General features: G+C 69.4%; 18 protein-coding genes and 1 tRNA gene. 15 read left to right on the top strand and 4 right to left on the bottom strand.

The features are described from left to right. The first annotated feature begins 6 nt into the window (after positions 1-6). The 4 genes from COA17_RS07260 to COA17_RS07245 are packed head-to-tail and all read left to right on the top strand — an operon-like array spanning position 7 to position 5,208. Positions 7-3,540, top strand: a complete 3,534-nt coding sequence (locus COA17_RS07260) for a phage tail tape measure protein (protein WP_096611263.1) — start codon at positions 7-9, stop codon at positions 3,538-3,540. After that, positions 3,537-4,133 (top strand): hypothetical protein, encoded by a 597-nt coding sequence (locus COA17_RS07255; protein WP_096611261.1) that lies wholly within the window; start codon positions 3,537-3,539, stop codon positions 4,131-4,133. Before COA17_RS07260 ends, COA17_RS07255 begins: the two co-directional genes overlap by 4 nt. Continuing rightward, positions 4,130-4,783 (top strand): hypothetical protein, encoded by a 654-nt coding sequence (locus COA17_RS07250; protein ID WP_096611259.1) that lies wholly within the window; start codon positions 4,130-4,132, stop codon positions 4,781-4,783. Before COA17_RS07255 ends, COA17_RS07250 begins: the two co-directional genes overlap by 4 nt. Continuing rightward, entirely contained in the window at positions 4,780-5,208 is a 429-nt protein-coding gene (locus COA17_RS07245; protein ID WP_245857518.1) for a DUF6950 family protein, read from the top strand. Before COA17_RS07250 ends, COA17_RS07245 begins: the two co-directional genes overlap by 4 nt. Here the strand turns inward: COA17_RS07245 and COA17_RS07240 are convergent. Beyond that, positions 5,183-5,473: a hypothetical protein gene (locus COA17_RS07240; RefSeq protein WP_096611257.1), complete on the bottom strand. Its 291-nt coding sequence runs from the start codon at positions 5,471-5,473 to the stop codon at positions 5,183-5,185. The genes COA17_RS07245 and COA17_RS07240 overlap by 26 nt on opposite strands. Before the next feature lie 69 nt (positions 5,474-5,542). Between COA17_RS07240 and COA17_RS07235 the strand changes: the two genes are divergently transcribed. The 8 genes from COA17_RS07235 to COA17_RS07205 all read left to right on the top strand — a co-directional run bounded on the left by COA17_RS07235 (position 5,543) and on the right by COA17_RS07205 (position 12,758). Continuing rightward, the gene (locus COA17_RS07235; RefSeq protein WP_141397041.1) at positions 5,543-9,919 is read left to right on the top strand and encodes a hypothetical protein; all 4,377 of its coding nucleotides are present in this window, start codon (positions 5,543-5,545) and stop codon (positions 9,917-9,919) included. Continuing rightward, positions 9,916-10,479, top strand: coding sequence for a hypothetical protein (locus tag COA17_RS07230; protein ID WP_096611253.1), 564 nt, complete (start codon positions 9,916-9,918; stop codon positions 10,477-10,479). The genes COA17_RS07235 and COA17_RS07230 overlap by 4 nt, the downstream gene beginning before the upstream one ends. 18 nt (positions 10,480-10,497) lie before the next feature. Further along, positions 10,498-10,632: a hypothetical protein gene (locus COA17_RS20045; RefSeq protein WP_281253298.1), complete on the top strand. Its 135-nt coding sequence runs from the start codon at positions 10,498-10,500 to the stop codon at positions 10,630-10,632. A 61-nt stretch (positions 10,633-10,693) separates the two neighbouring features. After that, complete coding sequence (locus COA17_RS07225; protein ID WP_096611251.1) at positions 10,694-11,011, top strand: hypothetical protein; 318 nt, start codon at positions 10,694-10,696, stop codon at positions 11,009-11,011. Then, a complete protein-coding gene (locus tag COA17_RS07220; protein WP_096611250.1) occupies positions 11,008-11,319 on the top strand; it encodes a hypothetical protein in 312 nt (103 codons plus the stop codon). The genes COA17_RS07225 and COA17_RS07220 overlap by 4 nt, the downstream gene beginning before the upstream one ends. A gap of 86 nt (positions 11,320-11,405) precedes the next feature. Next, complete coding sequence (locus COA17_RS07215) at positions 11,406-11,648, top strand: hypothetical protein (RefSeq protein ID WP_217990996.1); 243 nt, start codon at positions 11,406-11,408, stop codon at positions 11,646-11,648. Between the two features lie 166 nt (positions 11,649-11,814). After that, positions 11,815-12,321: a TIGR02594 family protein gene (locus COA17_RS07210; protein WP_096611249.1), complete on the top strand. Its 507-nt coding sequence runs from the start codon at positions 11,815-11,817 to the stop codon at positions 12,319-12,321. Next, a complete protein-coding gene (locus tag COA17_RS07205) occupies positions 12,318-12,758 on the top strand; it encodes a hypothetical protein (protein ID WP_096611248.1) in 441 nt (146 codons plus the stop codon). The genes COA17_RS07210 and COA17_RS07205 overlap by 4 nt, the downstream gene beginning before the upstream one ends. Positions 12,759-12,951: 193 nt before the next feature. Here the strand turns inward: COA17_RS07205 and COA17_RS07200 are convergent, their stop codons facing one another. Together COA17_RS07200 and COA17_RS07195 are read right to left on the bottom strand one after the other, a co-directional pair. Continuing rightward, complete coding sequence (locus COA17_RS07200; protein ID WP_141397040.1) at positions 12,952-13,242, bottom strand: hypothetical protein; 291 nt, start codon at positions 13,240-13,242, stop codon at positions 12,952-12,954. Further along, positions 13,239-13,460 carry a hypothetical protein gene (locus COA17_RS07195; RefSeq protein WP_096611244.1) on the bottom strand — a complete coding sequence of 74 codons (222 nt, stop codon included), beginning with the start codon at positions 13,458-13,460 and terminating at the stop codon, positions 13,239-13,241. The genes COA17_RS07200 and COA17_RS07195 overlap by 4 nt, the downstream gene beginning before the upstream one ends. A gap of 187 nt (positions 13,461-13,647) precedes the next feature. Between COA17_RS07195 and COA17_RS07190 the strand changes: the two genes are divergently transcribed. From COA17_RS07190 to dapF, 3 genes are all read left to right on the top strand, one after another. Then, positions 13,648-13,723 (top strand) — tRNA-Val (locus COA17_RS07190). An 87-nt stretch (positions 13,724-13,810) separates the two neighbouring features. After that, a complete protein-coding gene (locus COA17_RS07185; protein ID WP_096611242.1) occupies positions 13,811-14,281 on the top strand; it encodes a DUF6456 domain-containing protein in 471 nt (156 codons plus the stop codon). A gap of 42 nt (positions 14,282-14,323) precedes the next feature. Next, the gene (dapF, locus tag COA17_RS07180) at positions 14,324-15,277 is read left to right on the top strand and encodes a diaminopimelate epimerase (protein ID WP_096611240.1); all 954 of its coding nucleotides are present in this window, start codon (positions 14,324-14,326) and stop codon (positions 15,275-15,277) included. 33 nt (positions 15,278-15,310) lie between these two features. On the opposite strand, the gene COA17_RS07175 is transcribed toward dapF, so the two are convergent. After that, positions 15,311-16,405: a GGDEF domain-containing protein gene (locus tag COA17_RS07175; RefSeq protein WP_066486180.1), complete on the bottom strand. Its 1,095-nt coding sequence runs from the start codon at positions 16,403-16,405 to the stop codon at positions 15,311-15,313. Positions 16,406-16,407: the final 2 nt, after the last annotated feature.

Below are 16,407 nucleotides of genomic sequence, written 5' to 3'. Positions count from 1 at the left end.
GCGAGGATGGACACGGGAGGTGCAGTGATCGGCGCGCTGCGCGGCGTGTTGATCCTCGACACGCGCGACTGGTCGCCCGCGATCGGCCGCGCGCGCGGTGACCTGTCGGGGCTGCGCGGGGCGCTGGAGCAGGTGGCCGGCGTCATGGACGAGGTCGCCGGCAAGGCGAAGAGGATGGGCGCCGGGCTGACCGCGGGCATCACCCTGCCGCTGGGCGCGCTGGCGGCCGTGTCCAACAAGACGGCCAGCGGTTTCGAGGCGAGCATGAAGCGCGTCGAGGCCGCGCTGAAGGGCGTGTCGGGGATCGAACTGAAGCGGCTGTCGGACCAGGCGCGCGAATTGGGGCCGCGGGTCGGCAAGGGCGCGACCGAGGCGGCGGACGGTATCGAGGCGCTGGGGCTGGCGGGCGTCGGCACCGCGGACATCCTTGGCGGTGCGCTGAAGGCGTCGCTTAACCTTGCCGCCGCTGGTGCGGCGCCGGTGTCCGATGCCGCGGCGCTGGTCACCGACGCGATGGGCCAGTTCAAGGTGACCGCTGCCCAACTGCCGCAGGTCGTCGGCGACGTCGTCGGTGCCCTGGATGCCAGCAAGTTCGGGTTCGTCGATTTTCAGCAGGCGCTGGCGCAGGGCGGCGGCATCGCGGCATCGGCGGGTATCAACTTCCGCGACTTCGCGACCGCGGTCGCGGCGACCAGCACGCAGTTCAGCAGCGGGAGCGACGCGGGGACGTCGTTCAAGACCTATATCCAGTCGCTGGTGCCGGCCACGAAAGAGGCCGAGTTCGCGATGAAGAAACTGGGGATCGAGTTTTTCGACGTCCGCACCGGGCGGATGAAGCCGCTGGCCGAGCAGGCCGAGATCCTGCGCAAGGCGCTGGCGGGGCTGTCCGACAAGTCCAAGACCGAGGCGCTGAAGAACATCTTCGGTTCTGACGCGGCGCGCACCGCGATCGGGCTGATGGAGAAGGGCCGGCAGGGCATCGCCGATCTGCAACGCGAGATCGCGGGTGGCGATGTGGGCGCTAAGATCGACAAGCGCCTGGAGGGCGAGGCCGCGGCGACGACCCGGCTGGCCAATGCGTTCGAAAGCGTCAAGATCGCGATCGGCGAAGCCGGGCTGACCGACATGATCGCGCGGGTGAAGAACGGGTTCGCCGGGTTCCTCGAATCGATCGCGCATGCCCCGCCCGCGCTCCTGAAGGTGGGCGTGGCCGTCGGTGCCGTGGCTGCCGCGCTGGGGCCGCTTGCCGCAGGGTTCGGGCTGGTGGCGTCGTTCGTGCTGGCGAAGGTGGCGCGGGGTTTCGGGCTGATCGGCTGGGCGATCAGCGCGGTGATCGAGCCGATCGGGACGCTGGGCGCGGCGCTGATCCGGCTGGTGGCGCAGGCGGGCATCCGCGAGGGGCTGGCATTGATCGGGCGCAGCATCCTGGGCATCACCGGGCCGATCGGCTGGGCGATCGCGGCGGTGCTGCTGTTCAAGGACAGTATCCTGACCGCGCTGGACGTCGTGTGGCAGCAGATGCAGGCCACGCTGGGCGGGCCGCTGGCCGCGCTGTGGGATAAGGCCGGCGCGCTGATCGGCGGTGTGGTCAATGGCCCGATCGGCAATGCGATCGGCGGGCTGGTGGCGCTGATACAGGGTGTGCTGGACGTCGTCGGCACGCTGATCGCCGGCATCGTCGAGATGATCGGATCGGTGCTGGTCGCCGGGCTGGAGATCGCGATCCGCGCCATCACCGGCGTGGTCGACGTCGTGGCCGATGTCGTGCGGGCGGTGTCGGCGCTGCTGACCGGGGATTTCGCCGGGGCGTGGCAGGCCGCATATGACGCGGTCGACAAGGCGATCCAGACGGTCATCGACATCATCACGATGGCGGTGCCGGGGCTGACGGCGCCGTTGCAAGCGATCTACGCCGCGGCGAAGGCGTGGCTGGCCGATGGCTTCGCGTCGATCGCGCAGATGTTCAGCGGCGTGGTGTCGGGGGCGATCGACTGGTTCGCGAGCGCGATGCCGGGCGTCGTCGCGACCGCGAAGAGCGTGTACGAAGGGGTCAAGTCCTGGCTGGTCGACAAGTTCGGCGGGATTGCGGCGTGGATCGGGAGCACCGCCAAGTGGATCGGCGACCAATATGCCGGGCTGAAGGCGCGACTGGGTTTCGGTGCCGCGGCGCCGGCCGGGCCGGCCGGCGCGCCGCCCGCCCCGAAACCGGAGGCGCCCGCGGCGCCGACCGGTGGCACGCGCACCGTCGACTTCACCCCGCCCAAGACGACGCGCGCGAAGGGTGGCGGGGCGAGCCATCGGTTCGACGGCGCCAATCGCGAGCAGCTGAAGATCGAAGCCGAACTGGAGGCTGCGCGCGCGCGTGGCGACAAGGAGGCGGAGAAGCGCATTCAGGACCAGCTGGCGCTGTCCAAGCAGGTGGAGGCGTATCAGCGCACCGGGTTGTCGCTGGATCAGGCGCGCGCCGCGGCGCAACGCGACATGACTGCGATCCAGCAGGCGCGCGCGGTGAGCGTGGCGCGCGAGGTGGCGGACGAACAGGCATCCGCGGCGCTCGACGCCGCGCGCCTGGGCAGCGACCAGCAGACGATCGAGGCGCTGGAGCGGCAAGCTGACCTCAAGCGGCGGATCGCCACCTATTACGAACTGACCAAGAACCTTGCCGAGGCCACCCGGCTGGCGGAGGCTGACCAGGCGAAGGTCGATGCCGCGCGCGCGCAGGTGCGCCAGCGGTGGTTCGAGGATGACGCGCGCGAACAGGCGGTGCGGATCGCGCAGGCGCGCGGTGACAGCGAGGAGCGTATCCGCCAGCTGCAACGCGAGATCGATATCCGGCGTCGCGCGCGCGAGCTGGAGCAGAACGGCGGGATGTCGAGCGGCGAGGCGATGACGCGTGCCGCGACCGAATGGGATCAGGAAAATCGCGCGCGGTTGATCGGCAACGTCCGCGCGACATTCCAGGAGGGCATTCGTGCGGCGCTGGATGGCAACCTGGGCGATTTCATGAAGAACTGGTGGAAGGACCGCGTGGCCAAGGGGATGGAGGAAGCCATCAACTCGCTGGCCGACCTGGTGAGCCGCCTGTTCGCGAACATCGGCAAGGGATCGGGCGGGGGCGGCATCCTGGGCAAGGTGGGGTCGTTCGTCGGCACGCTGCTGGGCGGGGGGATCAACATCACGCCGGGGATGCTGGGGGTGCCCGACCTGCCCACGTCGTTGCCGCAGATGGGCAAGGTATGGGCCGACCTGCCGAAGTTCGCGACCGGCGGATCGTTCCGGGTCGGCGGGATGAGCGGGATCGACAACAACCTGATCGCGTTCCGCGCCACCAAGGGCGAGATGGTCGATATCCGCAAGCCGGGTAACGACAATGGCGGCGCGGGCAGCGTGATGGTGGTGCCCAGCCCGTATTTCGACGTCGTCGCAGCATCGGCAGCGGAGCCGTCGATCCAGCGAATGGGCGTGCGCGCGGCGATGGGCGGCAGCGAGATGGCGACGTCGCGCGCGGCGAAGGCCAGCCGACGCAGGATCGCGCGATGAGCGTGCTGTTGCCGACCGACCCGGCGCCAAGCGACGCAACGCCGTCGTTCCTCGACTGGGGCGGCACGTTGCGCCCGATCTTCGGGGGCACGTTGCAGAAGCTGCGCCGGATGGGTGACCGCTTCGCGCTGTCGGTCAACATGCCGCCGATGCTGTCAGCGGAAACCGGCATGACGTGGGTGGCGCGGCTGATCGCGGCGCGCGGCGAAGGTGCGGTGATGCCGTGGCCCCAGCCGGGATTCGATACGGGCGCGCCCGGTGCACCCAAGGTGGCGGGCGGCGGACAGGCCGGATCGCTGCTGACGATCGACGGTTTCACCGCCGGCTATACGGTTCGCGAGGGGCAGTTCTTCTCGTTCGTGCATGGCGGCCGACGCTACCTGCACGTCGCGGCTGAGACGCGCACCGCGACGGACGGGCGGATCGACGGGCTGGCGATCCGCCCGATGATGCGCGTGTCGCCCGCGAGCGGCGCGATCTGTGAGTTCGCCCAGCCGATGATCGAGGGGCTGCTGATGGGCGATGAACAAAGCTGGTCGCTGTCGACCGCGCGGACGACGGGGCTGTCGTTCGGATTGCAGGAAACGCGATGACGCAGCTGACCCCCGCGCTGGACGCCCGGCTGCGCACCGATGCGCCGATCATCTTCGGCGCCGTGGCGATCGAACTGCCCGGCTATACGATCAACCTGCTGGACGGTGCCGGCGTGCTGTCGTTCGGGGGGCGCACGTTCGCTGGGCAGGACGACGTGTTCGGCACGATCTCCGAAGTCGAGGACCTGACCGACGGGACGGGTGACAGCGCACCGGCGTTCAGCTTGACGCTGTTGCCGGCCAGCGACGCCGCGGCGGCGACGCTGGCGGGGCCGCAGATGCAGGGCGCGCCGGTGCTGGTGTGGATGGGGGCGGTGGATGAGGTGTCCGGCCAGCCGGTGCCGGATCCGCACCTGATCTTCGCGGGGGAAATCGACGTGCCGTCGCTGCGATCGGAGGAGCATGGCCGGTCGCTCGACTATGAGGTGACGTCGGTGTTCGAGCGGCTGTTCGAGGATGACGAAAGCGCGCGCCTGTCGCCGGGGCATCATCGCAGCATTTTTCCGAACGAAGCGGGCATGGATTACGTCACCGGCGTTGATCGGCCGGTCTATTGGGGTGTCGCCGGCACGCAGACGTCGGTGCAGACCAATGCCGCCGCGGCGTTCGGCGGCTTGGGCGGCTATTTCATCGATCGGCTGTACCAGTGACCGACCCGATGGTGCGGCGGCGCGACGCGGCGCAGGCGGCGCTGGACAGATGGTCCGCGCGGCCGATGCGGCTGGGGACGTCGGATTGCGTGCGCATGGTCGCGTCGCACCTGCGCAAGCTGGGGACGAAGGTGCGGTTGCCGCCATCCGGTTCGTACCGGACGGTGCCGGGCGCGATGAAGGCGCTGAAGGCGGCGGGCCATGCCTCGCTGGCGGAGGCGCTGGACGCGCACGGGCTGGAGCGGATCGCGCCGGCAGCGGCGATCGTCGGCGACATCCTGATGCTGCCCGGCGTCGATCGCCTGGGCGCGCTGACGATCGCGCTGGGCAACGGGCGCGTCGTCGGCTGGCATGAGGATGTGCCGGGCGGGGCGACGGTGTTGCAGCCGGTCGACTATGTCACGGCGTGGCGGGTGCCGGTTTAGCTGGGCAATCAAGTTTGCCGCGAAGCTTCGCGCCGTTGGGTATTTCGTCGACCACGTTGCAGCCTGTCGCCACGCGAACCGCCTTCCTCATGCGGTCACGCTCTTCGATGTTGAACTGAACGATGAATGATTTTCGGGCGACGGTGACGATCTGTCCCGTCGTCGTGACCCTGTAGCGAGCACCGTCAACCTCGACCTTCGTGTCGTGACGATCCTCCCCGGCCGCGAGGGTCATCATCAGCGCACCAAACAGCAGTCCAGCCATCTCAAACTCCTATGGGCGGAGGTTGCCATATCCAAGGTTATCCGAACAGCCGCCGTAGTGGTGGGCGCTGTGGCACTCGTCGCGACCGGTGTTGGTGCCGCACTTGGCGCTGCTGCCGCGACCCCGATGATCGCTGGCGCGTCAATTTCGACGATAGCGACCGTCGCGTCGGTAGCGGCCGGCGCCTTGCAGATCGGCGCGACGCTGACGGCCAAGAAGCCGACGACGATGGTCACCGGCAGTCAGACCAGCTTTTCGGCCAACCCCGACGATGGCCTGCCGTTGATGCTGGGCCGCACCGGGACGGCGGGCAAGATCGTGTACCGCACCGGTTTCGACACCCGCGACGCGGGCGACAATGACCGGCAAAGCTTCGTAAGCGTCCTGTCGGTGGGGCCGATCGCGGCGATCGAGGGGCAGACGGTTGACCAGGTGCCGGTCAGCTACACCGCGACCGGCGCGGCGATCGGCCAATATTCCGGGTGGATGTGGAGCCGGACGCAGCTGGGCGCGCTACCGGAGGGGTCGCCGCTGGGGTTCGGCGCGGGCGCGGGGACGCCGCCCGGCTGGGGGCCGATGCATCGGTTGTCGGGCAAGGCGGCGGCATCGTGGACGCTGCGGTTCGATACCAAGGGCAAGATGTTCCAGGCGGGTGTTCCCGCGCCGATGTGGGTCGGCCGGGGCGTGCGCTGCTACGATCCGACCAAGGACAGCACCTATCCCGGCGGATCGGGGCCGCAGCGCATGGCCGATCCGTCGGACACCGCGGCCTATGACGCGGCGATGGCGACGTGGGAGTGGACCGAGAACCCGTATCTGCTGGCGATGCGCTGGGCGCATGGGGTGTGGCAGCGGGATCCCGGCGTTGCGGGATCGACGTACCAGCGGGTGATGGGGATCGGCGCGCCCTGGGCGCTGATCGACGTCGCGGCGTTCGTGGAGGGGCGCAACATCGCGGTCGCGAACGGCTGGAAGGCCGGCGGGATCGTCTATTCCACGGACGGCAAGTGGGACACGATGAAGCGCATCCTTCAGGCCGGGATGGGCGAGCCGATGGCGCTGGGCGCGCGGATCAGCTGTTTCGTCAACGCGCCCAAGGTGTCGCTGGCGACGATCACGGCCGACGACGTCGTGGGCGCGGCGAGCGTGACGGCGACGCAGTCGCGGCGCGACCGGGTCAACACGATCACGCCGCGTTACCGGCTGGAGGCGAACAATTGGCAGTATCTGCCCGGCGCGCCGATCAGCGTGCCGGAGCATGTGGCGTTCGACGGCGGCAAGCGATCGAAGCTGTACGACTATCCTTTGATCCAGGACACCAAGCAGGTGGCCACGGCGGTCCGCTACGACATCGAGAATGCGCGCGAGTTCGGGCCGATCACGCTGCCGCTGAAGCTGGTGTGGATGGGGTACAAGCCGGGCGACTGCGTCACCGCGACGCTGCCCGAGCTGGGGCTGAACGCGCAGCCGATCCTGCTGCTGCAACGCCAGCTGGCGCCGGCTAGCGGCGTGGTGACGATGACCGCGCGCAGCGAGACGCCGGGCAAGCACGCCTTCGCGCTGGGGCAGACGACGACGCCGCCCCCCACGCCGGGGGTGACCGCGCAGCCGATCGTGCCGATGCCGCGTGACGGCGACTGGACGCTGGCGGCGCTGGCGGCGGGCGGGCAGCTCGTGACCCCGACGCTGGCGATCAGCGGCGCATGCGCGGCGAACGTGGACGGCGTGGTGTTCGAATACCGCGTCTTCGACAGCGGCGCGCCGTGGACGGCAGCGGGAAGCGATGCGCCGACCGCGACGTATCGCGAGATCACCGGCCTGCGCGCGGGCACCGCCTACGAGGTGGCGGTCAGCTATACCAAGGCGGGGGTGGCGAGCGACCGGCGGGTGATCGGGCCGGTGACGACGGCGGTGGTGTCGGTAAAGGGCGATCCCGGCGCGGGGGCGGTGACGCTGGTGGCGGGGTCCGCGACGACGATCGTCGAGGGCAACAGCGTCAGCGCATACGAGGTCAACAATAACCGAAACTGGGGCACTGACGCGGCTTACTCGCGTGAGGCGTACACGGGTGGCGCGGTCGCGACGTTCACAATCCCGGCGGCTACCGAATATGTCATGGCGGGCCTGACGCAGGGCGACCCCGGCTCCAACCCCGGCAACAGCTTCGACAGCATCACCTTCGCGCTTTACCGCGATCAGCTCGGTCAGTTTTACGCCTACGTCAATGGCGGCCAGCAGAACGGCACGACCGCCTACACCAATACGGGCGAGGTGAAATGCCGGGTGCAGTTCGACGGGCGCTATGTCCGGTGGTATGCGGCGAGCACCCTGATCTATGTCTTCGACTGGATGGGCACGACGGGCGATCCGAACGCAGCTGCCAACGCGCTGCGTTTCCGCACGGCGCTGGCAGCCAATGCGCAGCTCAGGGATATAACGCTATCGGCGGCGGGTGCGGCGGGCAAGAACGGGCAAAGCGCGCTGGTCGGATACCTCACCAACGAGGCGCACAATGTCGCGGCGGATGCGGCGGGCAACCCGGTGACCTATGCCGGTGCGTCGGGCCAATTCCGGGTGCTGCTGGGCGGAACCGACGTCACCAGCGCGTGCACGTTCGCCTTGGTGTCCGACAGCATCATCACCGCTGCGATCAACAGCAGCGGTGCTTATGGCCTGACCGGCTTTCCGACCGGATCGTCGTCGGGATACGCGGTGTTTCGGGCAACCTATCCCGGTTACCCGCCGATCGACGCCACCTTTAGCGTGACCAAGACCAATGCGGGGGCGAATGGCGCGCCAGCCGTCGATATCCAGCTGTCGGCATCGGCCGACGTCGTCAAGTACACCGGGGCCAACGTCATCGCGTCGGGACCGATCACGTTCACGACGACGCGGAAGAACACGACCGACGCGCCCGTCTTCCGGCTGGAAGGCTTAAGCGGGAACAGCTACGCCGAGGATACCGCTGCGGCACTGGCGGCGGCTTATTCCTCCTCTCTGTCGTCGACCGGCCCCGATAACCTGACGATCACGGAGGCGTGGATCGACGGGCGGGTGGGGGACAGCGGCGACGGCGGCGGCGGTCTCCGCGTGCGCGTCACTGTGCCCGGTGCGAGCGACCGCAAGACGCTCCTCAAGGTCCGGGACGGGGCAAGTGGGCAGGACGGTGTGCCGGGGTATAACAACGCGGCGGTGGCGATCTACCAGCGCGCGGCATCGGCACCGCCCCTGCCCACGACCACGGGCACCTACACCTTTGCGACCGCCAGCCTGACGGGGATCAACAACGGGTGGTGGACCAACGGCATCCCGGACGGCACCGACCCGGTGTGGGCGTCGAGCGCGACGGCCAGTTCGCGCGACGCAACGGACACGATCGCGCCCGGCGAGTGGGCCGCGCCAGTGCAGGCGTTTGCCAACGGCGCAGCCGGCGGGAGCGGCCTCAACAACAAGTCGGTGTTCGCGTACCAGCGCGCCACATCCGCGCCATCCGCACCATCGGTAAACGCGACCTACACCTTTTCGACAGCAACGCTGTCGGGCCTCAACAACGGCTGGTCGGCAGCGATCCCGGATGGCACCGGCATCCTGTGGGTGACGACAGCATCGGCGCTGTCGACCAGCGATACGGACACGATCGCGCCGGGCGAGTGGGCGACTGTCGAGAAGCTGGCGCAGGATGGCGCGCCCGGCATCAGCCCGCTGCTGGTGACGGCGCAGCCGGCCGCGCTGCAATTGCAGGGCGATGCGGCGGGTGCGGCGGTGCCGGGGGCGCTGCCGGCGTACATCGAAAACGGCGCGGCGCGCGCCGGTGTGCCCGCGACGATCACGGACGTGACGATTGATGCCGCTTCGGGCTGCACCGCGAGCGTTGCGGACGACGGTACGACGATCGCGATCACGGCGATCAGCAAGGCAACCGCGAGCGTCAGCTATACCGTGTCGGCGGCCGGGCTGTCACAGCAGGTCAAGGTGGGGATCACCGTGCTGCGCGCGCCGACGTCGCTGGAAGAAAGGGGGCTGAACATCGGCTCCGGTGGCACCTCGACGAGCTACGACGTCTTTGGCGGCACGATTTCGATCCAGGCCGGATCGTCGGGCAAGGTCGATACGCAGCTGACGGGCACCTATTATTCGGGCGGCAGCGGCGCGATCGGGACGACGCGGCTCGTGACCAAGCATCAATATCGTCTGCCGGGCGGGTCATGGGTGGACGTGTCGGGCACGGAGGGAGCAGGCAGCGATGCGACGCGCGCGAACGGCGGCCCCGGCGAACCGCCGGAAAACAGCCCCGGCAGCCCCTATGGTGCGATTGGGCACATCACCGGGCTGACCGCCGGCACGTACTATGAGGTGCGGGCGCTGGCCTATTACGACGCCGGTGTGGCCAGCGCGAAACCGGCGACCGGCGTGGGATGCGTCCTGATCGCCAAGCAGGTGGCATGATGATCGCGATCAGGCACAGCGGCACCGGTGAGGTGCAGTTCGTGGCGTCGCTCGCCGGCTATGGGGCCGGCTGGGCGCAGCTGGGCGGTGCGCTGCCGGCGGGCGTGCCGCTCGACCTGCTGACACTGTCGGGCAACACATGGATCGAGGATCCCGCGAAGGTCCGTGCGCAGCTGCTGGCCGCGGTCAAAGCCGAGGCGGAGGGGCGCAAGATGACGTTCCTCTCCAATGGCGGCGCGAAGAAGGCCGAATACGCGCAGAAGGCCGCGGAGGTAGCGTTTTTCGACAGCCTGGGCGCGACGGTGACGCTGGCGCTGGCGGCGCTGAACGCGATGCCGGCGGCCGTGAAACAGGCGAAATTCGGCTTCGCGCTCGCCGATGCGGGGGCGTTCGGCGACACGGTGCCGGCCGCGATCGAGCGGTTCCGCGTCGGGATGACCGCATCGAACAAGGTGCCGACAATCGCGGCGACCGAGGCGAAGGCCTGCGCCGCGCTGAAGGCGGCAACGACAGTGGCGGCGATGCGGGCCGTCGTCACCGGGATCACTTGGCCCGCGTAACTTCGAAAGGACAATGCCATGAAACTTGCGGCCCTGTTGCTCGCCACCATCCTGCTTGCGTCGTGCGGCGACGATCGCCCGCCCGCGCCGGGCGCGACCAGCACCAACTACGTCGACAACGATCCGCACTGGCCGGACGGCGCGCCGAAGTGATCCACAGCCGGCCGGCGATGGGCGCCGGCCGGAACCCCGCAACGATGACCGGAGTGCGCGTATGAACATCGAAGAGCCGGGCACGCTGCTGCGCTACGGCTATATCGCGCTGGCCGCCGTGTCGGGCGCGTTCACGGCGCTGTCGTTCGTCCGCTGGAAGGACATGGGCGCGATGGAACTGACGCTGACGCTGCTTGGCGGCTTTTCCTTCGCGATCTTCGTCACGCCGTGGATCGCGCATGAGGTGATGGGCGTCGAGGACAGCAACGTGCGGGCGATCGCCGCGCTGACCTATGTCTTCGGATCGGGCAGCAACATCCTGCTGCCGCTGGTCATCGGATGGGTGAAGCGCATCCTCGGTTCGGGAGAGGCGGCATGATCCTGGTCGATATCCTCAATGTCGTGTTCGCGCTGGGGGTCACCGCCTGCGCGACGTACAAGCTGATCGTCCATTTCGACATGCTGAAGGCTGTCGAGCGCGTCGGGCTGGGCCTGATGGCGGGCAGCGTCCTGATGACGATCCCGCCGCTTATCACCGAAGCGCCCACGCCCTTCGACGACTGGTCGCCCGCGATCCTGCGCCTGGGAGCGTTCCTCTACCTGTTCGGCCGCGCCGAGCGGCTGTGGCGGCACCGGCGCGCGAACGAACGCCTGCTGGCGACGCTGCCGCGCACCCGCGCGGACTGATCCCGCACTCACTTTCCCGCCCAAACGGAAACTGACCCGCGCGCTGGTCGTGGCGGCGACGCGCGCCTATCATCTGGAGAACGGTAATGACCATCATGCGCGCGAAATTGCAGATCGCGTCCGTCACGAAGCACAGCGCCGAATGCGAACAGCTGAAGTTCCACGGCGTCGCCGCCAAGTCCTATCCGGCCGATGGCTCCGACGAGGATAACACCTTCGCGAAGTTCTCGCCGTCGGTGTCGCTGGACATCACGATCATGAACCCCGCCTTGGTCGGGAAGTTCGAGCCGGGCCAGCGGTTCTATGTCGACTTCACCCCGGCGGAGTGATCGCGCGAGGGAGCGGCCCCTGACGGCCGCTCCCCATCCGCTGAGCCGTCACCGGCCCGACGCCGACCCCGACGATCCCACGCGACACGATCTGGACGGTCTGCCGCTGGACGTCGCCGTGCGGCGACTGTCGCGGGGCTGACCCGCCACCTTAGAAAGGACAGATATGGCAAAGGAACCGGCGTGGCTGATGGCCGCGCGGGCGAAGCTGGGCACGCGCGAGGCGCCCGGTGCCGCCAACAACCCGACGATCATGGGTTGGGCCAAGCGGCTGGGCACCAGGGTGCTGGGCATGGTCTACAACGCGGACAGCGTGCCGTGGTGCGGGCTGTTCGTGGCGCAATGCGTCAGCGAGGCGGGGCTGATCCCGCCCCCGATCGCGGTGCGCGCCAAGGCCTGGGCGTCGTGGGGCGTGCCGATCAACGCGGACAGCCTGGCGCCCGGCGCGGTGCTGGTGTTCGAGCGGCCCGGCGGCGGGCATGTCGGCTTCTACGTCGGCGAGCGGGCGGACGCCTATCGCGTCTTGGGCGGCAATCAGGGCGATGCGGTGACGCTGGCGTGGATCGGCAAGGATCGGTGCGTGGCGCGGCGCTGGCCCGCCAGCCGTCCCCGCGTCGGCGGGCGGGTGGAGCTGGCCAGCAACGGGGAGCCGCTGTCGCGGGACGAGGCGTGACCGCTGCGTTCGCGCTGCTGCGCCGCTTCTGGTGGGCGATCCCGATCGTCGCGCTGGCGGCGGGCTGGCTCTACGATCGCGCGCGGCTTGCCGACGTGCGCCACACCCTGACCAACGAGCGCGCGGCGTGGACGGCGGAGATCGCCCGCGCGGATGTCGCACGGCTGGCGGCGGAGCGCGACTATGCCGCCCGGCTGTCGAGCGCGACCGCCAGCTACGCCGACCGGCTGGCCGCGCGCCAGCCGATCATCCTGAAGTCCACCAACACCGTGAGGGAATATGCTGCGACCCCTGCTGGCCGGGCTATGTGCCTTGGCGCTGACCGCGTGCGCGGGATCGACGCGCTCGATGCCGAGCTTGCCGACGATCCCGACCCGGCCGGGCGCGGCGGCGACGCCATGCACCCCGACCCCGGTGCCGCGCCAGCCCGACGGTAGCGCCACGTCGGCGGATGCCGAAGACGCGATCCGATCGGGGCGGCTCGATCTGGCGGCGTGCGAGGCCAAGCGGCGGCTCCTGTGGGAGGCGTGGCCGCGCTGATGCTACCTGATCCAGCCCCAAATCGTCGCAATCATACTGACCGCCATGAGGGTGGCCAGTATGATCGCTTCGATCGGGGGGAGGCGGCGGTTACGCATCCGGGTCGACCTCGTAACGCGGCCCGCTTTCGACGTGCTCGCCCATCATTCGCGCGATCGGCTTGGAAAAGGCGCCTTCGCCCATTTGATCGGTGTAGGGCGCGGCCGACAGCACCTCATACCGGTTAAGCGCGCGATCCACGATCGTCGTCGCGGTCAGCACACGGGCCATGTCGCGGCGCGCGATGCTGTGGTCGAGCAGATCCTTGCGGATGCTGGCAGGCACGTCGCGCAGCGCCCCGGCGACGATGTAGATGAGTTCGTCGCGGTTGACTTGCCTCACGCGGACGGCGCCCAAGGGTCACGGGCGCCCAGCTGCCGCTCATCGACGTTGAGCGTGATGGCGAGCATCCGGCGTTCATCCTCCGGCAGGCGGCGCGGGGAACCGCGGCCGACGAACTGCTGAAGGTATGCCGAGTTGCGGCCAAGCTTGAGCGACAGCGAGGTGAGGCTTTCGCCGCGTTCGCTTGCGAATCGCAGCAGGTTCTGGCGGACGTTCATGACGACAGGATGGCGCGGGCGGCGGCAATGCGCCAGCATTTTGTTCACGTCATGTTCCTGTAAGTGGCGGTTCGGGAATAGTTCGGGACTTCTGGTTCCCTGCGTTCCCGTTTCGCTCCCTCTTGATCCCTCCGCTTCCGTCTGTAGAGAGGCGGGCAACGGCAGAAATCCTAGGTTTCTAGGCGCCGGGCGCTTAGCTCAGCTGGTAGAGCGGCTCGTTTACACCGAGTAGGTCGGCGGTTCGAACCCGTCAGCGCCCACCATCTTCCATCCGGTTGCGGGGTGTTGCTGTCCTACATCTTCCAACTTGCGCCAGCCGTGCCGTCATCGAAGGCGAGGCAGGAGCGGACATGCGCGAGCTGGTGGAACAGAGGATCGACGGCGCGGGGCGCCGCGGCGCGGTCGTCACGGGCGGGGCGCGGGGGCGCACGGTGACGGTCAATCGCCGCGAATCGGCGCTCGCGTGGCTGGCGGCGCGCGGGCTGGTGACGGCGCGGCAGAACGAGGCGGGCGAACGGCTGCGCACCGATTACGAGCGCGCGGCGCTGGGCGCGTCGGTGACGATGCAGTGGCAGCCGCGCGTCGATGGCGGACGCCGCGACGGGCTGGACCCGACCGAGGCGCAGCTGGCTGCGAAGCGGCGCTTCGACGGCGCGATCGCCGCGGCGGGCGCGGGGCTGTCCGACATCCTGTGGCGCGTCGTCTGCGCGGGCGAGGGGCTGCCCGCCAGCGAGCGTGCGCTGGGCTGGCCGACGCGCAGCGGGCGGCTGGTGCTGACGCTGGCGCTGGATCGCGTCGCCGACCATTACCGGCTGCCGTGATAGGGGCTTGCCCTGACGCGCCGGGCGGCGCACGTCGGGGCGATGCGGATACGGTTCACCAAATGCCACGGGTCGGGCAACGATTTCCCGTTGATCGACGGGCGCGCGCTGTCGCTGGACGAGGCGCAATGGGCGCAGGTGGCGCGCGCGCTGGCGGACCCCGCGGGGCCGGTCGGGGGCGACGGGCTGCTGGTGCTGACCGCGGGAGACGATACCGCTGACGGGGCGGCATTCGGGATGCGGATGTTCAACCGCGACGGATCGGAGGCGGAGACGTGCCTGAACGGCCTGCGCTGCGTCGCGCGCGCGGGGTTCGAGGCGCTGGGGATCACGCGCGCGACGGTGCGGCTGAAGACCAGCCGCGCGGAGGTGGCGCGCGCGCCCGACGTCGCGTCCGGCGTCTATGCGGTGCGCGAGACCGCCGGCCCGGCGACGCTGGACGTCGCCGCCTGGCCGCTGGCGGGCGATCGCGACCGGATCGTCGAGGCACCGATCGCGATGCTGCCGACTGCGCGCGCGTTCACGGCGGTGGCCATCCCCAACCCGCACCTGATCGCCTTCGTCGAGCGTATCGACGAGGACGAACTGGTGCGCGTCGGCATGGCGTGCGAGGCGGCACCCGACTGGCTACCCAACCGCGCCAATGTGTCGTTCGTCGAGGTGCGCGGCCCCGACGCGCTGTTCGTGCGCACGTTCGAGCGCGGCGTCGGGCTGACCGACAGTTGTGGCAGCGCGATGGCGGCGTCCACCTATGCCGCGGGGCTGACCGGGCGGATCGCCGTCGCGCACGAGATCGCGGTGCTCAACCGCGGCGGGCTGGTCCGCGCCAGCGCGACGGCGGAGGGGATGGTGACGATCACCGGAAACGCCACCTGGGAATGGGAGGGCGAGGTGACGATCGACCCGGTCCATGCGCGCGCCGGCGACCTGACGGTGATCCGCCACATGGATGCGGAGATCGCCGCCTGGGCCGCGATGGTCGACACGATTCGCTGACGACGGGCCGCCGACGAAGCGATCGCGGCGCGGTCAGCGCGCCGCGATCACCATGTTCTTCCCGCTGCGCTTGGCGGTGTAGAGCGCGTGATCGGCATCGTGGAACGCCTGTGCGGTGCGATCGCCCTCGACCGGGGCGACCCCGGCGGAGAAGGTCAGCGATCCCATCGCCTCGCCGGTTTCCTGGTTGACGAGCGAGCGCGTGCTGAGCCGTTCGCGCACCGTATCGAGCAGGTCGCGCGCCTCGAGCGTGTCCGCCTCGCGGAACAGGCAGGCGAATTCCTCCCCGCCGTAGCGCGATACGATCGCGGCCTTGCCCAGCTGCCCTTCGAGGAAGCCGGCGACGAATTTGAGCACCCGGTCGCCCGCCGGATGACCGAAGCGATCGTTGATCTGCTTGAAATCGTCGATGTCGCACAGCGCCAGCGTGGGCGGCGGGCCGTCCGCGGCCAGCGCCTCGCGCAGGTGACGCTCGAAACTGCGGCGGTTGGGAAGCCCGGTCAGGTGATCCTGCTCGGCGGCGCGGCGCGCGCTTTCCAGGTCGGCCTTGAGCTGGTCCGCCTCGCGCTGGCTGCGCTGGAGCTGTTCCTCCATCCGCCGGGTCTTTTCCACCGCCTCGCGCGTGACCGTGATGATACGGTGCAGCGCGCCGACGGGATCGCTGTCCAGGTTGGCGGCTTCGCGATCCAGCTCGTCGCCGAGATGGGTCGCGTTGGAGCGCGATTCGCCGATCATCAGGCGATAGTCGACCAGCCCGCTTTCCAGCGTCTGCGCCAGCTGCGTCAGCGCTTCCGGCGTCAGTTCATCGGCGGCGCGCGATTCCAGGATGCGCGCGACATCGTCGTCGAGAAGCGCCGCGCCGCTCTGAAGATGCGTCGCCACCGCCTGCGCGATGTCCCAGTCCTCGCCGGAGATATAGGCGTGTGCCACCGCGAAATTGGCCGGCGACGGGGCCAGGCCGTTGCGGAACAGGAAATCGCCGATGTCGTCGTACAGGCGACGGTGCACGGCGCCGCGGCCGCTGTCGCGCGGCGGTTGATCGTGATCCTCGACGGCGGCCGCCGCACCGGCGACGTCGGGCGACAGCCAGGCAAGCAGCCGGTGGCGGGGCGAAACGGATGTCCGCATCG

The organism is Sphingomonas ginsenosidimutans (assembly GCF_002374835.1).
GTDB classification, from domain to species: Bacteria; Pseudomonadota; Alphaproteobacteria; order Sphingomonadales; family Sphingomonadaceae; genus Sphingomonas; species Sphingomonas ginsenosidimutans.
This window is presented reverse-complemented; position numbering and strand designations above follow the sequence as displayed.